The sequence below is a fragment of the Candidatus Accumulibacter aalborgensis genome (genome assembly GCF_900089955.1).
Classification (GTDB): domain Bacteria; phylum Pseudomonadota; class Gammaproteobacteria; order Burkholderiales; family Rhodocyclaceae; genus Accumulibacter; species Accumulibacter aalborgensis.
This window is the reverse complement of sequence record NZ_FLQX01000009.1, coordinates 1-20,813: the sequence shown is the minus strand read 5'-3', so window position 1 is coordinate 20,813 and position 20,813 is coordinate 1. Positions and strand designations below refer to the sequence as shown.

Sequence of the window (20,813 nt, the reverse complement as noted above, 5' to 3'; positions counted from 1 at the left end):
CCTCCAGAAACAACAACGCGGCGGTCGGCCTTCCCACCACCGCGCCAGCGGTTTAGTTCAACTTTGTTATAGGGAGCAGTTTTGCTGCATAACTCCGGCGCCCGCTCCCTAACTCGGCGTCGCTCGGAACGCTGGAAGCCTTACCGCAACAGGCTCTGCGCCCTATGTGTGCTGATTCTATACAGCATTAAAAAATCGTGAAAAGCGGCAGTTCGCAGGCTAAGTCGATAGCATACACCGAGGCCGCTTCAATGACTACTTTCGGCAGACTTCTCCACCGTATCTTCCGGGCCGATAGCACCCGTTGACCGCTGCTTCCGCAGAGCGGACGTAGGCGAACTGCCGGCATTCCCCCGCTACTGCTCGCTGAGGCCGAAACGCCGAAGTTCATGCCGGACTGACCGGTAGACGGCAGACGGCCATTGCTGGTAACCACTCCGCATGATGTGGAATGCGGCCGCGATCAGGCCGGCTACGGCTCCTCGCCAGTGACACCGATCCGCCGGCGCTGCTCCTCCCACACCACCGGCGGACTGATCGCCAGCTCCTCCCGATAAATACTATAACGCGCCCGCGCGCTTTCTGGCCCAATAGTGATTGATCAGCGCGACCGGCAACTGCCGCGGGCTGACGTCGAGGATCTGCGCGCCGCAGTGACCGAGGCGGGTGATCTGCCGTCGCCGCGCCTGCAGGTATTCGAGGCCGGCCGCTCGGGTCAGGGCGGCGTCGAAATCGCCAACCGGTGCAGCCAGCAACTCGTCGAGCACCGGCTCGCGCAGGCTGGCGACGGTCAGCGCGTGGCGGCGCCGCAACTGCGTCACGGCCGGCCGCAGCGTGTCGTCGTCCTCGTCGCGCAGGTTGGTGACCAGGATGACCAGAGCGCGCTTGCGCAAGTGGTGGCTCAGCGTCTCGCCGGCGGCCAGGTAATCGGGCACCTGCAGCGACGGCTGCAAATCGTACACCGCGCTCATCAACGCATTTACCCTGGCCACCGACTTGGCAGGCGGCAGCACGCGCGGCCGTGGATGGCCGAAGGTCGCCAGTCCGACGGCGTCGCCCTGCCGCAGGGCGACCCAGGCCAGCAACAGCAGGGCGTTCAGGGTGTGGTCGAAATGCGACAGATCACCGTCCCTGGCGCGCATCCGCACGCTGCAATCGAGCAGCAAGACGATCTGCTGGTCGCGTTCATCCTGGTACTCGCGAGCGATCAGACGAGCGACGCGCGCGCTCGCTTTCCAGTCGATCTGCCGCGGTGAGTCGTCCTGGCGGTAGTCGCGCAATTGCTGGAATTCCATTCCCGCGCCTCGCCGCCGGCGCTGCACGATGCCGATCTGCGACAGGCGGTGGTCGGTCGCCAGCAGCGTGTAATGCGCGATGCGGGCAAAGTTGGGGAAAACGCGCACCTCGGCGCGCGCGGCGACGGTCTCCTGCACCAGCCAAAGACGCAACGGTGAAGAACAGCGCAGGGTGAGGTCGCCGAACACCTGCCGTCCGCGTTCGCTGACCAGGAGACGGTACGAGGAACGCCACCAGCCCCCCTGCTGGAGGAAAAAGTCGAGCGGCAGGCCCTGACTGACGAAGGAGGCCGGATGACCGTCGTGCAAGCAACCGGTCGCCCCACCTCTTGCGCTGTAGAGGTGCAGGCCGACCGTTTGCCAGGTGCCGACGGGCATGGTGTGCGGGAGTTCACGGCGCACGGCGACGCGGCCGCAGCGTTGCCGCCCGGCAATCGCGTCGGCTACTGCCACTCCCAGCAGGGTCGCGCCAGCCGCCTGCCAGAGGCCTTGCAGAGCCGGCACGACGGCAACCGCCAGAGCCATAAGCAGCCACAGGCCAGCGACGATCAGCAGCCGACGGTCGGGAAGGAGCATTTAGAAGCGCGGCGCCGGGACGCGTTCGAGCAGCGAGCGCAGCAGGTCGTCGGCGCTGAGCCCGTCGATCTCGGCCTCAGCCGCCGGCGTCAGCCGGTGGCGCAAGGCCGGCAGGGCAACGGCCTTGATATCGTCCGGGGTGGCGAATCCCCGCCCGGCGATCAGCGCCCGTGCCCGCGCCGCGCGGACCAGCGCGATCGGGCCACGCGAGCCGGCGCCGCGGGCCAAGCCCGGCGTCTCGCGACTGGCGCGCACGATGGCTACCGCATAGGCGATGACCCGCTCGTCAAGGGTGACGTGCGCCGCCCATTGCTGCAGCCCGGCCACCGTTGCCGGCTGGATCAGCGTCGTCACGGCCTCGACGTCGAGGTCAGCGCCGGTCTTCGCTTGCGTGACCTGCCGGGTAAGTGCCACTTCCTCGTCCTCGCTCGGGTAGTCGATGCGGATCTTGAGCAGAAAACGGTCGAGTTGCGCTTCCGGCAGCGGGTAGGTGCCTTCCTGCTCGATCGGATTCTGCGTCGCCAGGACCATGAACGGACGCGGCAAGGGCGAGGTATTGCCGTCGAGCGTCACCTGCCTCTCCTGCATCGCTTCGAGCAGCGCCGATTGCGTCTTGGCCGGTGCCCGGTTGATCTCGTCGGCAAGCAGCAGATGGGTGAACACCGGCCCCTGGCGGGTCACGAAACGTGCCGTCGCTGCATCGAAAAGCGTATGGCCGACGACATCGGAGGGCATCAGGTCGGGGGTGAACTGGATGCGTGCGGTCTGGCCGCCGAAAGTCCGGGCCAGCGCTTTGACCAGCAGAGTCTTGCCGAGGCCGGGAACGCCCTCGATCAGCACATGCGCGTCGGCGAGCAGGCCGATCAGCACCTGGTCGACGACCGCGCGCTGGCCGATCACCGCCCTGGCCAGTTCGGAGCGCAGCGCATCGAGCAATTGACGCGCCTGCTGCAGCTTGTCTTCCGTAAGGACGCGAGCGGGTGTGTTGTTCATGGCGAGAATCTCAGAGGTCACCTTCCAGGTTGCGCAGCATGCGCAGGGTATCGGTGAAAGCGTGCGGCGTCTCGGCTGCTCCGTCGAGGGCAGCGGCGATGCGCACTGCCGGCCGCTGGCAGAGCGCCGCCAGCGCCGCCGCTTGCGCGGCGGCGGGCAGCACAGCGATCATTGGCTGGCGCAGCGCCAAACGGCTGCGGAAGTGCTCGCGCGCCGGCAGCAGCAGGGCCGCCAGGGCGCCGGAGCGCCACTGGTAGCGGCCGACTGCGGCCAGGTGTTCGCGCAATTCACGGCGTACCGGCGGCGCATCGGGCAAGGTGCTGCCAAAGCGCGGCACGATGCGCCACAGCCACAGGCCGAGCAGCACCGCCGCAGCGATGCACGCAGCACGGGCGTTCGCCCAGATCCATTCCAGTAGAGTCGGCATTTGCAGACGCGACAGCAGCAGGACCTGCGGTTGCGGCGATCGATCGTAACGGCTGAGCAGCGACCAGTACAGCTCGGCATGATCCCTCTCGCCGATATGCCGATTGCTCAAGTGGTCGTCGAGGGCGGTAGCCACCGTGATCTGGCCGCGCCCGATGCCAAAATGCAGCCACTGCTCACCGCGACCGCTCTGGCTCGCCGTCCACGCGGGCTGGCGCTCGCCGGCCTTGAGCACAGACCAACTGGCCTCCAGCGCCAGCGGCCGCGCCGCACCGGGCAGCGTCACCTGGACAACACGTGGCATGTCTTCCGGGGCCGACGGCGACGGCTCGGTCCGTCTCACCCCGAGGCTGTCGAGCAGCGGATCGGCCACGCCCGGAAGTTCGGCGACGGCAATCAGGTAGCCGCCGTCCTCGACCCAGGCGATCAGCCGGCGCAAGCGTTCGGCCGGCAGCAGATGGGCCCGTTGACGATCCAGGAACAGCGTGCCGCCGGCCGGCAGACGGTCGAGGATGCGCGCATCGGAGGCGCGCGTTAGATGGCCACCCATGTGCGCAGTGAAGCGCTCAAGAGCCAGCCAGGGATTGCGTCTGGCCTCGCTCTGCGGCGGCTCGCGACTGTGCACCGGCACCCGTTCGACGTCGATCATCAGCCAGACGGCGAGCAGCGTCAGCGCGGCAAGCACCAGCACCGACGTCCAGGCGACGCGTCGGGTCATCAGCGCGCCACTCCGTTGCCGAAGTTCAGCTCCCAGGCTGCCAGGATCTGCTCTACCGTGGCGACCGGCACGGGCAAGCGGCCGTACGCGGCCAGTCCCCAGGCGTCGACGATCGCGGCGAAACAGCGTTCCGCCGCCGCCGGCAGCCGCCCGGCGACGCGGCGCAGACAATCGCTCTCGGTGTCGCCACAGGCGAACTCGATCCGGGGGCCCTCGATCAGAGCCACCAGAGTCCCCCGGTAGAGCAGGCTCAGCGCCTCGACGATGCGGCCAGCGGTCAGAGCCGCACGCGCGGCCGCCGCCACGTCGGTCGGCAGCGAATCAGGACGCAGGTCGAGGCCGAACAGGAACTGTGGTCCGGCCTGCACCGTCGCCCCGCGCTGGCGTTCCCGGTAACGGATGAGCACGAAAATGGCCGCCGCCAGGCCGAGACCGGCAAGGATCCAGGCGCTGACCGTGAGCACCTGGGCCAAGAGTTCGACGGCCTTGCCGAGCACCTGGAGCGACTCACGCCCGTCGTTGCTAGCGGGCCCTGCTGTCTGCCGGCGCCAGCGCCAGGTCCAGTCGTCCTTGTCCTGCCCGAACACCGGATCGGCAAGAACGGCGGTGATCACCTGCCTGGCCGCACTGCGTGGCCCTGCGTGGCTGGCCAGTGCCTGGCCAGCAAGTCCTGCCAGCTCATCGTCTACGGGCTTGGCGTCAGGCCGCTCGGGCGACGTGGAACTTACGGGCGCTGCTTGCCACTCCTCTGCCACAGCCGGCGATGGCAGAAGCAGCGGGCAGAAGCACAGGAACGCGAGAGCCGACAGCAGGTGAGTGGGTGCGGGCGGCGCCGAAGCTGTCGAATTCACCTCGTTCACCGCTTGCGCCGCTTGCCGATCCGCCAGGCGGCGCAAGCCCTGCTCGATGTCCCAGGCTTCGAGTTCGCTGCGCCGGTTCAGGTAGAGCGCCAGCCCCGAGGCGACGTAGAGTGGTTCGACGACGGTTTCGGCGAGCATGAAAGCGACGTTGCTCACCAGGTGCTGCCCGCTTGAAACGTCGCCGCCAAACCACTGCCCGAGCGACAGATTCTGACTATCCCCCGGCGCCAAGGCCAGCGCCGTGATCAGGATGGCGAACAGGAGCACGGTGGAAATGTTGGCGCAAAAAAAGGTCAGCCAGACGGCGTAACCCCGGTAACGCCGCGAGAGCAGTCGGAAACGCGCGCGCGCGGCAGCGCCGCGCTGTTCCTCGAGTTGCCAGACGGGCAGCAGGAACGAGCGCGCCAGGCTGAAGCGGCGCAGGCTCAGGCCCGAGAGCACGCCCGGAGCGCGCCAGAGCCGCGGCAGCTCGCGCAGCACGTCGCGAACGCCGCTCTCGTTGCCCAACACCGAGCGGCTGCAGACGTGGAGCAGCACCCGGTCGAACAGCGGTTTCAGCCACCAGAGGATGAACATGACGTATTCCGGCGACGACCAGAGCAACAGCGAGATCGCCATGCCGGCCGGCCAGTAGGTGACCAACCAGGCACCGTAGACCCGCCGTGCCCAGGCGCGCAGCATCGCGTGACCGAGATCCAGAGCCTCCCATGGGTTGCGGCGGCGCAGGATGACGGCGATCGCCTCAGGCCGCACGGCGTCCAGCGAGCAGCAGGTAGGCGCCGGTGAGCGACCAGAGAACGACGCCGACGCCGACCTTGATCGCCAGCGGAACGTCGCGCAGAGGCGACCAGAAGGCCTCGATGAAAGCGGCCAGAAAAGTCAACCCGGCAGCGCCATAGAGCAACTGCACCGCCACCAGGCTGTTCGCCTTGAGCGCTGCCAGGCGCGTCCGGCGTCCCGGGGCCACCAGTGCCAGACCCAGTTTGAGCCCGGCAGCACCCGAGAGAACGGCGCCGGTAAGCTCGAAAGCGCTGTGGCCGGCGACGAAGCCCCAAAAGGTCGACACGAAGCCGATCTGCGTCAGGTGACCGGCAATCGCGCCGATGAAGAGCCCGTTATAGAGCAGGTAAAAAACCGTTCCCAGGCCAAAAGCGACGCCCCCGGCGAAGGCCTGAAAATCGATGCGCACGTTGTTGGCGATGTAGAAACCCCACATGGCCCACGCGCTCGAGGCCGTGCGCGGACGTCCCAGATGACGCGCCGTGGGCGAATACATGTCCTCTATTTCGCTCACGGTCTCCGGCGAGAGGAGCAGAAAGGCGCTGTCCGGCCAGACCTGAATAGCAGCGAGCATTGCCAGCAAGGGCACGAACAACAGCAGTAGCGCGGCAAGCACGAGCGGCCATTCGCTGCGTACCAGCACCGGCAAGCCGGCGGCGAAGAAACGCAGGAGGCCATGGCCTTCGGGCTTGCCGGCGCCGTAAATGCGCTGATGGACGGCCAGCACCCGCCGCTGCAGGTCCTCGCCGATGGCCGCCGAGTAGTGCCGGTCGCGGACCAGCGCCAGGTCATGGCAAAGGCGGCGGAAGCGGTGCGCCAGGTCGGTGGCGCTGATCGCGTCCGCCTCCTCGCGCGTGCCGATACGACTCTTGCTGCCCGGCGCCAGCCAGCGATCCCAGGCCTCCCATTCCGACGCACGGCGAGCGATGTATTGGCGTTCCTTCACGGTACGATGCCTTCCAGATAACGCGAGGCATGATGAAGGATTCACCGGCAAAGGGCAAGGCTGCAAGCCCGAACGCCAGAAAGCAACAAGCCCCCAGGCTTCCGCCTGAGGGCTTGTTGCGACGCGGAAAAAATCTCGATTACTTGGTCACGGGAGTGTCTGCTGCCGGCTTCGTCTCGGTCTTGACGGCCTTTGTGCCATGCTTCTTGGCCTTGGCAGGATGCGTTGCTGCTTTCGGGGTTTCGGTCTTCGCAGTTTCCATCGTCGCCGGTGCGACAGTCTTCGACGCTTCGGCCTTCATCGGTTCGGCCTTCATCGGTTCGGCAGCCTTCGGTGCTTCAACCTTCTTCTCGACACCCGCGGGGGCTGGCATTGTGGCCTTGGCAGCGGGGGCCGGAACGGGGGTGCCCGTCTGCGCAAAAGAGGTGGAAGCAAAACCAGCGGCAACAACGAGGGCGATCACGGTCTTCAACATTTTGAATCTCCTTGGGTGAGGTGAATTCTTGCTTTTTCGGTGCTGCGATATTGCAGCACCTTGAAGCGAATAACGCCGTCAGTCACTGGGAGATGTCAGCAGTCGTGTAAGCCCGTGTATCGGGCTGTGACGTTGACAGAACGCGCCCTACTGGGTCGGGCGAAGCTGTGTGCCCACCTTGGCCACGCCTCGTCGCTGGCGTGAGTGGGGGGCGGCCATCAATGGGCGGTGTACGGATCTCTGGGTGTGGATCTTTATCGATCTCGTTCTCTGCCAGAACCCAGTCGTCAGCAGGTGCGCCGTTCTTGAATTCACGCTTCTCGGCGATGTAGTACGCTTTCTCACGAATCGCTTGCTCCAGATCTCGGATGCAAAGTATTTGCTCATCGGCCGTGATTCCAATCTTCATCTTGACGTCTGCAAGGTCCACGTCAACTTTGGCCAAGCTTATTGATTCAGATGGCTGAACTCCGGGTTGCTCGCTCGGATTCTGCTCTGTTGCAGGCTGAACCGGTGGTGGTGCCACTTCAGCATCAATCGGGGCACTGTCTTCGGCTGTTTCGTCGCTGGCTGCCCCGACCGGGCGCGCCGCTTCGGTGGGTGAAGCGCCTGGCGTTGCTTCGGCAAGGTCAACGCGGGATTCTTGCGGCACAGCCTGGTCGGGTTGCACAAATGCCTTCGCCGGCACCGGCTGTTCTCGTGCACGCGTCTCCCACAGGAAGTTGCCAGCGACTAGAAGCGCGATGGCCAGAGGGTCAAAGACAAAGATGATGACCAGGATCACGTACTTGATCGCCTGCTCCACTGACACGTCGAATGCCTGTGCAACGTAGACTATGGGTCCGGCATGCGTGTTGATGGTGATCTGCTGCGCCCGTATCTTTGGCAGTTCCGCGTCCAATTGCCGTAGACGCAGGTTGATGCGGTCCGCTTCACCTTTGAAGGCAGCGATGAGCTTTTGACGTCCGCTGACCATGTGTGCGGGAAGATTGGCTATCTGGGCATCGATCTCCCTCTTGCGCGTCTCCAGTCTTGCTTTCTCTTCGACGCTTGCGGCCACCAGGATTTGTTGCTGCTTCGTATCCTTGATCGCTCCCTGGAAAGCGGCGGAGAGATACCCAAACGCACCGGCAGAGGTGATGGCCATCAACACGGCAGTGGCCAGAATCATGTACATCCTGAGCATCCGGGGTGCCGTGCCCCACCGCTTGTACAGGAAGGAAACGGTGACCACCTTACCAAAGTCCAGCACTGCCGCCAAAGCAATGATGATGGGATCGGCGCTGAAGAGGCTCGATAGACCGATTATTGAAATCCATGTTCCGAGTGCCTCGATCAAGAACGCCGAGGCAAAGGTTAACAGTGAGAAGATCATATATTTACCGCCGTTCTCAAATGACAAAAGCCCCAGCGCAGACTGGGGCTTCTAAGTGAGCAGGATCCTTGCATGTCCTGTGGCGGGAAACCTGCAACATCGACAGCACGGGGCAGATTATGGGCACGCATGGGTCGGAAGTAAAGAACCGCAGCGACCTGATCAGGTGGGGCGGCCGCCGCTACTGAGATGATCAAGGATCGATCGGCAAAGGACCAGGCTGGCCAGCCGACAGGACAGCTTCGAGATGCACGCTGGGCAGCGACCAGGCCCTGGTCCGAGGACTTTCGGCGTGTTGAACTTCCTGTCTTGCAGCGTGGCCAAACATGGCCGAACGACGAACAGCCAAGCAACCACTTCCGGAGGAATCTCCCAATGACCGTGAGCCTCAGCCTAGCGCAAGTCCTTCACCTCGCTCCCAACGCGCGTTCAAGCTATCGCGACGCTTTCCAGAATGGCCAGGCGGTTCTGGACGAGCACAGGATTTCAGCGACGCCACTGCGCCTGGCCCATTTCATGGCCCAGGTACTGCACGAATCCGGCGGCCTCGCGATTCAGTTCGAGAACCTCAACTACAGCCCTGAACGCTTGGCCAAGGTCTGGCCGTCGCGCTTTCAGCCCAAGGGGCCACTCAATCCCGCCGCCTATGCCCATAACCCGCAAAAGCTGGCCAACGAAGTCTATGGCGCGCGCATGGGCAACAGTGCTCCCGATGACGGCTTCACCTATCGCGGGCGCGGCCTGTTGCAACTGACCGGCAGGAACAGCTACCAGGAGGCGACGACCATCCTGCGCCGGGAGAACCCCACAGCGCCCGACTTCGTCGCCGCGCCCGATGATGTGATCGGCGCACAGTGGTGCCTGGCCGTTGCGGCCTCGGAATGGGTCGCCAAAGGATGCAATCCCCTGGCCGATCAGGACGACATCCGACGCATCACGCGCGCCATCAACGGGGGGCTGATCGGTCTCGCCGAGCGCCTTGAATGGACCAAGCGCACCAAGGCGGTGTGGAAATGAACCGAGACGTCGGTATTTCCCACCGCCGTGCCGTCTCGCTCAGCCGGCAGAGGGTCGGCGGCCGCCGCTGACTCGTTCTATGCCCGACAGATCCGGCCAGGAGGCCACCTCGGAAAACGCTTCCCGATGCAACAGATGGCGCACTCTTGCGGCCTGATCGTAGCCGTGCTCGATCAATAGCCAGCCGCCCGGCACCAGATGCGCCGCAGCACCGCCGACGATGATGCGGATGCAGGCCAGCCCGTCGCCGCCAGCGACACCGTCGGTGAGCGCCATTTGCGGCTCGAAGGGCAGCCCGTCGTGCAGCAGATGCGGGTCGCCATGGGCGACATACGGCGGGTTGGCCGCGATCAGATGAAAACGGTCATTGCCCAGCGGCGCGTACCAGTCCCCGGCCAGAAATCTGGCGTCGACCGCGTGCCTACTAGCATTGCGGCTGGCCACTGCAAGTGCTGCCGGCGACAGGTCGACCGCCGTGACCAGCGCCGCCGGACACCGATGTCCGATACTGACCGCGACCGCGCCGCAGCCGGTGCCGAGATCAAGGACGCTGGCCCCAGGCAGTGACTGCAAACGTTCCAGCGCAAGTTCGACGAGCAATTCCGTTTCGGGACGGGGAATGAGAACGTCAGGGGTGACCAGGAAGTCGAGCCCATGGAATGGTGCGCAACCGAGCAGATAGGCCAGAGGCTCGCCGCCTGCACGGCGTCTGACGAGCGCATCGAGGGAGGCAAACTGGTCTGCCGACAAGGCTCGCCGTGGGTCGGTAATCAGGTCGGCATGCCTGCAAGCGGCTACATGCTCGACGAGTAGCCGTGCGTCAAGGCGATCAACGACCTGCCTGGCCGCAAGCCAGGCATCGCCGATGTTCATCGCCTCGCGCCTGAGCATCTCGCAGCAGCGCCGCGAAGAAAAAGCGCGCAACTGCCCGGCCGATTTTGGCGCGGGTATCACTCGCTCTCGGCGAGCATTGCCAGTTGATCCGCCTGATGCTCAGCGGTCAGTGCACCGAGGAGTTCGTCGAGGTCGCCTTCCATGATCGCCTCTATCTTGTACAGCGTCAGGTTGATGCGGTGGTCGGTGACTCGCCCCTGCGGAAAATTGTAGGTTCGAATTCGCTCGGAACGGTCGCCACTGCCGATCAGGTCCCTACGCGCCGAGGCGATGTGGGCGTGCTGCTCGCGCTCCTGCATGTCCTTGATGCGCGCGACCAGCACGGACATCGCTTGCGCCTTGTTCTTGTGCTGCGATCGGTCGTCCTGGCATTCGACGACGATGCCGGTCGGCAAGTGCGTGATCCGTACCGCCGAGTCGGTCTTGTTGATGTGCTGCCCGCCCGCCCCCGAAGCGCGATAGGTGTCGACCCGAATGTCGGCCGGGTTGATCTGCACCTCCTCAAGCGCATCGGCCTCGGGCATCACCGCCACGGTACACGCCGACGTATGGATGCGGCCTTGCGTCTCGGTATCTGGAACACGCTGCACGCGATGGCCGCCAGATTCGAACTTGAGCCGCGCGTAGACACCATTGCCGACCAGGCGGGCAATGACCTCCTTGTAACCTCCGACATCCGAAGTGCTCGCCGAGATGACTTCGACTTGCCAGCGCCGGCGCTCGGCGTAGCGCGTATACATGCGAAACAGATTACCGGCAAACAACGCCGATTCGTCGCCGCCCGTGCCGGCGCGGATCTCAAGGAAGACATTGCGCTCGTCCTTGGCGTCTTTCGGCAGCAGCAGCTTCTGCAGTTCCTCCTCGATCTGCGGCAGGCGCTCCCGGGTCACCGCAACTTCCACTTCGGCCAGTTCCCTCATCTCGGGGTCGACCAGCATCTCGAGCGCTGCGTCCAGGTCGGCCTGGACCTGCCGCCACGTCCGGTAGAGGGCAACCACGGGACCGAGTTCGGCATGCTCGCGCGACAGACGGCGGTATTCGTCCATGTCGCGAGTCGCTTCGCCACTGGCCAGCATGCGGTCGAGTTCGTCGAGACGACCGGTCAGATGCTCAAGTTTGTCGCAAATACTCTGATTCATGGGCAACTCGTTTTTGGCTCCAAAGTGCGCGCAGGCGGGGGATAACATTCAACGAGTCGGAGTCCGTCGCCAAAGGCCGCCAAGGTCCACCGGGGTCCACTACTCGCCGAGGTGAGCATCCGCATGCAGGTGGAACAGCCGTGAGACCAGGGCCTGGAACTCTTCTCGGTCGGCGTCGGCCAAGGCCAGTGCCTGCGTTGGTGCGTGCAGGAACTTGTTGGTCAAGCGGTGCGAGAACTGGTCGAGGACTCGCACCGGGTCTATCCCTTTGGCCAGCAACTTCAGCGCGTGCTCCATCTCATGCCGGCGTGCACGTTCTGCGGCATCACGCAGGGAACGAATGACCGGCACTGTACCACGCGTTGCCAACCAGCGCAGGAAGCCGTCGACACGTTCGGCGACGATCGCCTCGGCGTCTACAACGGCGGCCTGGCGCGATTCGAGTCCCAACTCGACCACCTGCGCGAGATCATCCACCGTGTACAGGAAGACGTCGTCGAGTTCGCCGACCTCAACCTCGATATCGCGCGGTACCGCGAGATCGACCATGAACATTGGCCGGTGGCGGCGGACCTTGATGGCGCGCTCGACCATACCGAGGCCAATGAGCGGCAGTTGACTGGCGGTACAGGAAACGACGATATCGAACTGCGCCAGGCGGTCGGCGAGGTCCTCGAGCTTTATCGCCGTGCCGCCAAGACGGTCTGCCAGCGCAAGACCACGCTCAACCGTGCGGTTGGCGATGACGATCTGCTTCGGGTGTTGCGCCGAGAAGTGCCTGGCACAGAGGTCGATCATCTCGCCGGCGCCAATGAACAGGACCTTCTGATCGGCAATTCGCTCGAAAATCTGCTCGGCCAGGCGCACGGCAGCGGCAGCCATGGAGACCACATTGGCGCCAATCGCTGTCGTCGAGCGCACTTCCTTGGCCACCGCAAAGGCGTGCTGAAAGAGCTTGTGCAAGGTCGTCCCAAGCGTCCCGGCCTCGTCCGCGAAGCGCACCGCTTCCTTCATCTGGCCGAGAATCTGGGGCTCACCGAGAACCATCGAATCGAGCCCGCTGGCGACACGAAAAGCGTGACGAACCGCATCGCGTTCGGGATGGATGTACAGGTAGGGGTCGATCTCGTGGCGAGCCAGGCAATGATAGTCGGCCAGCCACTGGGTAGCCGCCTCCGGCACCTCGGTGGCGAAGTAGACTTCGGTCCGGTTGCAGGTCGACAGAATCGCCGCCTCGTGCACGGGTTTGCCGCGCGTCAGGTCGGCCAAGGCCTGTTGCACCCGCTCAGCGTCAAAAGCCACCTTCTCGCGAACGGAGAGTGGCGCCGTGTGGTGGTTGATACCAAGGGTAAACAGCGCCATGCGCGAACGACGGTGGGCAAGTGAGGTGGTAGGTCGGCGGTGATTATAGCACCGGCGCGCCCACCCTCCCGGAGCAAGGCCGCGGCCGGTACTGTCGGGTCAATACACGTCCGGCCCCGGCTTGCCGATGAAGTATCCCTGGGCGTGGTCCATTCGGCGCGCAGCATGAACTGGGGTGTCACGAAAAAAATGGCCACGGCGTACCGTGGCCATCGATCGGCAAGACCCTGAATCAGACGTGCGTCGGCAACCTGCTCGATGCCGATGCACTCTCCATCCAACGCTTGATTCGAATGGCATCACCGATTCGGGTCTGTTTGCCGGCCGAATCAAGCAACACGATCACCACCGGCCTGTCGGCGACGCGCGCCTGCATGACCAGGCACTTGCCTGCTTCCTGAATGTAGCCGGTCTTCGACAGGCCGATCTCCCAGGTCGGGCTGCTGACCAACTGATTCGTATTGTGGAACTCAAGCTCGCGGCCCTTCACTTCCGCCCTGGCACCTGACGTTGTCGAGAACTCCCGAATCAAGGGGTAGCGATGCGCGGCAGCTACCATACGAGCGAGATCGCGCGCCGTGGATACGTTGTTGCTGTTCAGCCCGGTGGGATCCTCGAAGTGCGAACTGCTCATGCCCAGTGACGACGCCTTGCGGTTCATGGCCGCGACAAAGGCTTGCAGGCCCCCTGGATAATGCCGACCAAGGGCGTTGGCGGCACGGTTCTCCGAGGACATCAACGCCAGCAGCAAAGCCGTCTCGCGCGGGATCACCGTGCCTACCTGAAGGCGCGAACGACTGCCGCGCAGGTAATCGACATCCTCGTCGCTGATGGTAATTGCGGCCTGCAGATTGGGCAGGCTGTCAAGCACAACCATCGCGGTCATCACCTTGGTGATCGAGGCGATCGGCACGACGGCGTTGGCGTTCTTTTCGTACAGCGGCTCGCCGCCGTCCTGGGGAATGACCAGCGCCGACCCCGACTGGACGGCCAACTGACCGGGTTCCTGCCACAGATCCACGTTGCCGGCGAAAACCCGGTTGACGCCCTTTTTATGAACGACGTGCGAGTAGCCGCCATTGCCATGTGCGGGAGCTGCCTTGTGCGCCAACGGTGCAGCGCTGTGGCGAGCCAGCGAAACGGTTTTGGCCTGTTGGCGAGCCTGTGGTCCAGTCTTGCCCTTCGCGACTACCGGTTTGGCCACCGCCTTCTGGACCACAGGATCGACCTTGGCCTTTCCGACTCCCGTTGGGGGCTTGCCTTTTGCCGCCGCCGGAACGGCCTTGGCCTTTGCTTTCTCCACCGCCTGCGCGGCTTCCATCGACATCAATCCGGTGCTTACCAGAGCACCGACCAGCACCACCGCCTTCAGCATGATCCGCATTGCAAGCCTCCTGCATGATCCAATTGGTCACATCGCTACCGTAGCTGATCGCCAGACAACCCTGATACATCATGAGAAATAAGGAAATAGCCAGACTATGTAATGTAGCACATCAGGTTACTTCAGAGTTCAAGAAATGCTTCGATCTCGTGCCGACGAGCCATGGCGTCCTTGTAGCCGAGGTCGATCAGGGCGCCGGTATAGGCCTCTTCGAAGAGCAGGTAGCTGGTCAGCGCGCCGCCGCGTGCGTTCATCGCACCCAGGCCTCGCAGCAGTGTTCTTACCGCCCAAGGCAAGGCGCCGGCATGGCGCGCGGCGAGAGCGTCGAGACGCTCCGACGGGGAGATGATCAGCGACTGCACTGGCCGCAAGGCCTCGTCGCCACCTTCGCGCAACTCTACCGGGATTCTGGCGAGCGTTCGGTTGATTCGCTCCATCCGTTCGACGTCGAGCGCCAGGCTATCGACAAAGATCGACGCCAGCGCATGTCCGGCAATCTGCGCCAGCGTCGGGTAGCGGCGGGAACTTTGCCGCTGAGGCGCCTCGCCGATTTGCCCAACGCCGATGATCATGACTTTCTCCGCGCCGAGATGGATTGCCGGCGAGATCGGCGCCAACTGGCGCATCGATCCGTCACCGAAATACTCGCGATTGAGATGCACGGCGGGAAAAATGAAGGGGATCGCGCTCGATGCCATCAAGTGGTCAATCGTCAACTGTGCTCGACAACCGGTACGCTGGGCGCGCCGCCAACTGGTGACCTCCGGATGGGCCTGGAAAAAGCTGACGCTATCGCCGGTACCATAACCCGACGCAGTAAGGCTGACGGCGTAAATGGTGCCCTTGGCAAGTGAGCGATCGATATTACAAAAATCCAGCCGTCGCTCGAGTAGTCTGCGCAAGGGCTGGTTGTCGAGCAGTGAACGCGGGCTGCGTTTGATCGCCCAGCCGACCAGCAAAGCGCCCAGCCAGCGAGCACCGGCAACACCCATCCCGAGAGGGTCTGCGCGATAGATGTGGCTGGCGTGCATGTTGCGCCAGACGTCGGCCAGCGCGTCGACAGCGGCGCTGAAGTTGTGGGCATAACAGGCCAGGGTCGCCGCGTTGACGGCCCCGGCCGAGGTACCACAGAGAATGGGAAACGGGTTCCGGGTGGACTCACCAAGCAGTTCGCGAATGGCCACCAGAACACCCACCTGATACGCGGCGCGCGCACCGCCTCCGCCAAGGACGAGAGCAATCTTGCTGTTTTCCATGCCGCCTTCAGTATCTTCGGTATCCGATCGCGGCGTCAGAGAGCCTGCTGACGATCATCAGCCGACCGGCCAGCGCCTCGAAAACGCGCGCTGGCCGGTCACTCCGTAGCGGCGCGCTCAGCGTTCGTACATCAATTTTTCGACCACCGTCAGAGCCGTCATGTTGACGATCCGCCGGGCGGTCGCTGTCGCCGTCAGGATATTCACCGGCTGGGCGGCGCCGAGCAGGATCGGTCCAATGGTGAGATTGTCGCCGGAGGCGATTTTCAGCAGGTTGAACGAAATGTTGGCCGCATCAAGTGTCGGCATGATCAGCAGGTTGGCCTGCCCCTTGAGGCGCGTGTCGCCGGGAAAGACCCGCTGCCGAATGTGATCGTCGAGCGCCGCATCACCGTGCATTTCGCCCTCGACTTCGAGGCGCGGTGCGCGCTGCTTCAACAAGCGCAGTGTTTCGCGCATCTTCAACGCGGTCGGCGTGTTTTCGGAACCAAACGACGAATGCGACAACAGGGCGACCCGCGGCGTCACGCCGAAGCGACGCACTTCCTCGACCGCCAGCAGGGTCATGTCGACCAGTTGTTCGGCAGACGGTTCGAAGTTGATGTAGGTGTCGGCGATGAACAGCGTCCGATCCGGCAGCAGCAGCACGCTCATGGCATAGAGATTGCTGGCCCCCGGCGCCAGACCGATGACATTCTCGACGTACTCGCGATGCACGGCATGACGACCGAAAGTGCCACAGATCAGGCCATCGGCGTCGCCCATGCGCACCATCATGGCGCCGAACAGCGTCGCACGACGGCGCACCTCGCGCCGGGCAAAATCGGCCGAAACGCCCTTGCGCTCGGTCAGGCGGCGGTATTCTTTCCAGTAAGGCTCGAAATGGGTCGCGAAAAAATCGCCGTAGTCGGCGCAAATGATCTCGAAATCAGCGCCTGGACGCACGCGCAGGTTCAGAGCCTCAAGCTTGCGGGTTATATCGCCCGGATGACCGATCAGAATCGGCTTGGCGATCCCTTCATCGACGATCACTTGAACGGCACGCAGCACGCGCTCGTCGCCTCCTTCAGCAAAGACGATCCGTCTGGGCGCCTGCTTGGCCTGGGAGAAAACCGGCTTCATGATCAGGCCAAAGTGATAAACGAATTCGTCGAGACTGTCGCGGTAGACCTCGATGTCCTTGAGTGGCCGCGTGGCCACCCCGGATGCCATGGCCGCCTCGGCGACGGCTGGCGCGATCCTGCTGATCAGGCGCGGATCGAAGGGATTCGGGATCAGGTACTCGGGACCGAAATTGCCGACCTGTTCGCCGTACGCCTTGGCCGTCATTTCCGACTGCTCGACGCGCGCCAGCTCGGCGATCGCCTTGACGGCGGCCAGCTTCATCGCTTCGGTGATCGTACTGGCGCCGACATCGAGTGCGCCGCGAAAAATGAAAGGGAAACACAGCACGTTATTGACCTGGTTGGGATAGTCCGAACGGCCGGTGGCGATGATCGCATCGCTACGCACTGCTTTGACGTCTTCCGGCCTGATTTCCGGATTGGGGTTGGCCAGCGCAAGGACCAATGGCGAGGGCGCCATCGTGGCCACCATCTCTGGCTTGAGGACACCGCCAGCCGACAGGCCGAGGAAAACATCGGCACCGGCAATGACTTCGCCCAGCGTGCGGGCATCGGTCTCCTTTGCGTAGCGCACCTTGATTTCGTCCATCTCCTCGACGCGCCCCGCATAGACCAGCCCCTTGATGTCGGTCACCCAGATGTGCTCGACCGGGATACCGAGCATGACCAGCAGGTCCAGGCAGGCGAGTGCGGCCGCGCCGGCACCCGAGGTGACGACTTTCACCTGATCGAGTTCCTTGCCCTGAAGGAACAGTCCATTGAGGACGGCGGCGCCGACGACGATCGCCGTGCCGTGCTGATCGTCGTGAAAGACTGGAATCTTCATCCGCTCACGCAGCTTCCTCTCGACGTAGAAGCACTCTGGCGCCTTGATATCCTCGAGATTGATGCCGCCGAAGGTCGGCTCCAGCGAAGCGATGATGTCCACCAGGCGCTCCGGGTCACGCTCGTCGATTTCGAGGTCGAAAACGTCGATATTGGCGAACTTCTTGAACAGTACCGCCTTACCTTCCATGACCGGCTTGGCAGCCAGCGGACCGATTGCCCCAAGACCGAGAACGGCGGTGCCGTTGGTAATGACACCGACCAGATTGGCACGCGATGTGAGGGTGCTGACTTCGCCGGGAAAAGCGACGATCTCTTCGCAGGCCGCCGCAACACCGGGCGAATAAGCCATCGAGAGGTCGTACTGGTTAGTGAGTTGCGTTGTCGGCTGGATCGAGATCTTGCCCGGTCTCGGATTACGATGGTAGGACAACGCGGCGGTACGCAACTGTTCTTGGTCTTTGTTCATGTTCACACTCTCCTGGCGGAATATCCTGCCTCAGCGGCTGCTGATGGCTCCCCAACGGTCAATCCGCGACCGCCTCGAGGTGCCCGTTCAGGCCTGTCTTGCCGAAACGACACCTGTCAACGGACCGTTAATGCAGCTCGGACCTGTGGCATAATTACACAAACCATCACATCCTTGTAGCACCACTTCCTAGCATGCTGTCCCCATACCCCGACACGGGCTTGTTTCTCGCCAGACACGACGGACGCGTCGCCCCAGCGCCGTCGGTGACCAATCCGCTTCCCGAACCCGCTGGCTCGGCACCGCGCGCGCCGCACCACGGTAAATTCCGCTGCTCTACCCACCTTCGAGAGTGATTACCATGAACCAGACTGTTTCAATCAACGCCCCCGACTACGTCAAACATGAACGCCTGAAGCAATGGGTTGCCGAAATTGCGGCACTCACCGAGCCTGCCCAAGTGGTCTGGGCCGACGGTTCGCAGGAAGAGTACGACCGTCTTTGCGCCGAGTTGGTCGACGCCGGCACCTTCGTCAAGTTGAAGAAGCGCAAGAACTCCTTCCTGGCCTTTTCCGATCCTTCCGACGTGGCCCGCGTCGAAGACCGCACCTATATCTGTTCCGAGAAGAAGGAAGACGCCGGCCCGACCAACAACTGGGAAGACCCGGCCAAGATGCGTGGCATTCTCAGCGGCGTGTTCAAGGGCTGCATGAAGGGCCGCACCATGTACGTCATCCCGTTCTCGATGGGTCCGATCGGCTCGCCGATCGCGCAGATCGGCATCGAGATTACCGACAGCGCCTACGTGGTGGTTAACATGCGCATCATGACCCGCATGGGCAAGGACGTTTTCCCGGTCCTCGGCACCGACGGCGTCTTCGTTCCGTGCGTGCATTCGATCGGTGCACCGAAGGAACCGGGTCAGAAGGATCCGCGTTGGCCGTGCAACCCGACCACCAAGTACATCGTGCACTATCCCGAAACCCGTGAAATCTGGTCCTACGGTTCGGGTTACGGCGGCAACGCATTGCTCGGCAAGAAGTGCCTGGCCCTGCGTATCGCTTCCAACATGGCGCGTGACGACGGCTGGCTGGCCGAACACATGCTGATCCTCGGCGTCGAATCGCCGTCCGGCGACAAGCGCTACGTTGCCGCCGCTTTCCCGTCTGCCTGTGGCAAGACCAACTTCGCCATGCTGGTGCCTCCGCAGAGCCTGAGCGGCTGGAAGATCACCACCATCGGCGACGACATCGCCTGGATCAAGCCACGCAAGGACAAGGACGGCGTCACGCGCCTTTACGCGATCAACCCGGAAGCTGGCTTCTTCGGCGTTGCGCCGGGCACCAACGACAAGACCAACTTCAACGCCATGGCCTCGCTCGCCGAGAACACGATCTTCACCAACGTCGCGCTGACCGACGACGGCGATGTGTGGTGGGAAGGCATGGGCCCGGCGCCGGCACACGCCATTGACTGGCAAGGCAACGACTGGACGCCGGAAATCGCCAAGGAAAAAGGCACCAAGGCGGCGCACCCGAACTCCCGCTTCACGGCGCCTGCTGCGCAGTGCCCGTGCATCGACGACCAATGGCAGAGCACCGAAGGCGTCCCCATCTCGGCCTTCCTGTTCGGAGGCCGTCGCGCGTCGACCGTTCCGCTGGTCTGCCAGACCATTGACTGGGAGCACGGCGTCTACGCTGCCGCCACGCTCGGTTCCGAAACCACCGCTGCCGCCTTCGGCCAGCAGGGCGTCGTTCGTCGCGACCCGTTCGCCATGCTGCCGTTCTGCGGCTACAACATGGCCGACTACTATAGCCATTGGCTGAAGATGGGCAGTGTCACCGACACGCCGGTGCCGATCTTCATGGTTAACTGGTTCCGCATGAACGAGAAGGGCGAGTTCGCCTGGCCCGGCTTTGGTGACAACGCCCGCGTCCTGAAGTGGATCATCGAACGCTGCGAAGGCAAAGCTTCGGCCACCGAGACCACGCTTGGCTGGATGCCCAACTACGAGGATCTCGACTGGTCCGGTACCGATTTCTCCAAGGAAGAATTCGCCGGCGTGACCAGCCTTGACAAGCAGGCCTGGCTAAGCGAACTCGAAGGCGTCAAGGACTGGTTCGGCAAAATGGGCGACAAGTTGCCGGCTCAACTCGCAGATGTGCGCAACAAGTTCGAAAAGGACTTTCAGGCAGCCTGAGCAGCGGTGCTTACCATGAAAGTCGCTTCGGCGACTCTCGAATCTCCCCTCTCCCGTCCGCGGGAGAGGGGTCGGGGGTGAGGGAAACGGCCATGGCCGTTTGGTGCGAGAAAGGCCGCCTTCGGGCGGCTTTTTTTTCGCCTGAATCAAGCCTTGTGGTTAAACTGTCTGCTTCGCCTGAACCACTCTTCACCCAATCATGGCCACCTTCCCCGCCAGCCGTCTTGCCGATATCGCTCCCTTTCACGTCATGGAGTTGGTGGCGCGCGCCAAGACACTGGAAGCCGAAGGGCGTGACATTATCCATATGGAAGTCGGCGAACCTGACTTCCCGACGCCAGAACCGATTGTGGCTGCAGCACAAGCGCACATCGCCAGCGGCCGCGTCTTCTACACACCCTCGCTCGGACTGCCCGAACTACGCCGGGCAATTGCCGCCTTCTACGCCACGCGTTACGGAATCACCCTGCCGCCTTCGCGCATCGTCGTGACGGCCGGTGCTTCGGGCGCGCTACTGCTGGCCATGGCTTGCCTCGCCGAACCCCAGAGCGAATGGCTGCTAACCGACCCCGGTTATCCGTGCAACCGCAATTTCGTGCGCAGCTTCGAGGGAGTACCCGTCGGCATTCCTGTCCACGTGTTGCCGGCGGAGTAAATCCGCATAAATCTGGCGGCAGTAATTGGCGGCGAGAAGGGCAA

15 protein-coding genes and 1 pseudogene are annotated in these 20,813 nt (G+C 63.5%); 3 read left to right on the top strand and 13 right to left on the bottom strand.

Translation table 11 applies throughout. The features are described 5' to 3' along the window. Window positions 1–560: 560 nt before the first annotated feature. The 7 genes from ACCAA_RS01660 to ACCAA_RS01630 all read right to left on the bottom strand — a co-directional run bounded on the left by ACCAA_RS01660 (window position 561) and on the right by ACCAA_RS01630 (window position 8,444). Window positions 561–1,871 carry a DUF58 domain-containing protein gene (locus ACCAA_RS01660; RefSeq protein ID WP_186405515.1) on the bottom strand — a complete coding sequence of 437 codons (1,311 nt, stop codon included), beginning with the start codon at window positions 1,869–1,871 and terminating at the stop codon, window positions 561–563. Then, window positions 1,872–2,864: an AAA family ATPase gene (locus tag ACCAA_RS01655; RefSeq protein ID WP_186405514.1), complete on the bottom strand. Its 993-nt coding sequence runs from the start codon at window positions 2,862–2,864 to the stop codon at window positions 1,872–1,874. Window positions 2,865–2,874: 10 nt separating this feature from the next. Beyond that, window positions 2,875–4,008, bottom strand: a complete 1,134-nt coding sequence (locus ACCAA_RS01650; protein ID WP_186405513.1) for a DUF4350 domain-containing protein — start codon at window positions 4,006–4,008, stop codon at window positions 2,875–2,877. After that, the gene (locus tag ACCAA_RS01645; protein WP_186405512.1) at window positions 4,008–5,621 is read right to left on the bottom strand and encodes a DUF4129 domain-containing protein; all 1,614 of its coding nucleotides are present in this window, start codon (window positions 5,619–5,621) and stop codon (window positions 4,008–4,010) included. Before ACCAA_RS01645 ends, ACCAA_RS01650 begins: the two co-directional genes overlap by 1 nt. Further along, window positions 5,611–6,594 carry a stage II sporulation protein M gene (locus ACCAA_RS01640; RefSeq protein WP_186405511.1) on the bottom strand — a complete coding sequence of 328 codons (984 nt, stop codon included), beginning with the start codon at window positions 6,592–6,594 and terminating at the stop codon, window positions 5,611–5,613. Before ACCAA_RS01640 ends, ACCAA_RS01645 begins: the two co-directional genes overlap by 11 nt. 139 nt (window positions 6,595–6,733) lie before the next feature. Further along, window positions 6,734–7,069, bottom strand: coding sequence for an amine oxidase (locus ACCAA_RS01635; RefSeq protein ID WP_186405510.1), 336 nt, complete (start codon window positions 7,067–7,069; stop codon window positions 6,734–6,736). Between the two features lie 82 nt (window positions 7,070–7,151). Then, window positions 7,152–8,444: a DUF2934 domain-containing protein gene (locus ACCAA_RS01630; protein ID WP_186405509.1), complete on the bottom strand. Its 1,293-nt coding sequence runs from the start codon at window positions 8,442–8,444 to the stop codon at window positions 7,152–7,154. 375 nt (window positions 8,445–8,819) lie between these two features. Here ACCAA_RS01630 and ACCAA_RS01625 point away from each other — a divergent pair, with 375 nt between their 5' ends. Further along, complete coding sequence (locus ACCAA_RS01625; RefSeq protein ID WP_186405508.1) at window positions 8,820–9,461, top strand: glycoside hydrolase family 19 protein; 642 nt, start codon at window positions 8,820–8,822, stop codon at window positions 9,459–9,461. Window positions 9,462–9,500: 39 nt separating this feature from the next. Here ACCAA_RS01625 and prmC read toward each other — a convergent pair whose 3' ends face one another. From prmC to ACCAA_RS01595, 6 genes are all read right to left on the bottom strand, one after another. Further along, window positions 9,501–10,334, bottom strand: a complete 834-nt coding sequence (gene prmC, locus ACCAA_RS01620; protein WP_186405516.1) for a peptide chain release factor N(5)-glutamine methyltransferase — start codon at window positions 10,332–10,334, stop codon at window positions 9,501–9,503. A gap of 77 nt (window positions 10,335–10,411) precedes the next feature. Then, window positions 10,412–11,494 carry a peptide chain release factor 1 gene (prfA, locus tag ACCAA_RS01615; RefSeq protein WP_186405507.1) on the bottom strand — a complete coding sequence of 361 codons (1,083 nt, stop codon included), beginning with the start codon at window positions 11,492–11,494 and terminating at the stop codon, window positions 10,412–10,414. Between the two features lie 99 nt (window positions 11,495–11,593). Then, on the bottom strand, window positions 11,594–12,856 hold the full coding sequence (gene hemA, locus ACCAA_RS01610) for a glutamyl-tRNA reductase (protein ID WP_186405506.1): 1,263 nt from the start codon (window positions 12,854–12,856) through the stop codon (window positions 11,594–11,596). Window positions 12,857–13,088: 232 nt separating this feature from the next. Next, complete coding sequence (gene pbpG, locus ACCAA_RS01605) at window positions 13,089–14,240, bottom strand: D-alanyl-D-alanine endopeptidase (protein WP_186405505.1); 1,152 nt, start codon at window positions 14,238–14,240, stop codon at window positions 13,089–13,091. Window positions 14,241–14,362: 122 nt separating this feature from the next. Further along, window positions 14,363–15,496, bottom strand: coding sequence for a patatin-like phospholipase family protein (locus ACCAA_RS01600; protein ID WP_186405504.1), 1,134 nt, complete (start codon window positions 15,494–15,496; stop codon window positions 14,363–14,365). A gap of 117 nt (window positions 15,497–15,613) precedes the next feature. Beyond that, a complete protein-coding gene (locus ACCAA_RS01595; protein ID WP_186405503.1) occupies window positions 15,614–17,914 on the bottom strand; it encodes an NADP-dependent malic enzyme in 2,301 nt (766 codons plus the stop codon). A gap of 361 nt (window positions 17,915–18,275) precedes the next feature. Between ACCAA_RS01595 and ACCAA_RS01590 the strand changes: the two genes are divergently transcribed. Together ACCAA_RS01590 and ACCAA_RS01585 are read left to right on the top strand one after the other, a co-directional pair. Next, window positions 18,276–20,114: a phosphoenolpyruvate carboxykinase (GTP) gene (locus ACCAA_RS01590; protein WP_186405502.1), complete on the top strand. Its 1,839-nt coding sequence runs from the start codon at window positions 18,276–18,278 to the stop codon at window positions 20,112–20,114. A 199-nt stretch (window positions 20,115–20,313) separates the two neighbouring features. Continuing rightward, window positions 20,314–20,748 (top strand): annotated as a pseudogene (locus tag ACCAA_RS01585) (aminotransferase class I/II-fold pyridoxal phosphate-dependent enzyme); the annotation flags it as partial. Window positions 20,749–20,813 lie beyond the last annotated feature (65 nt).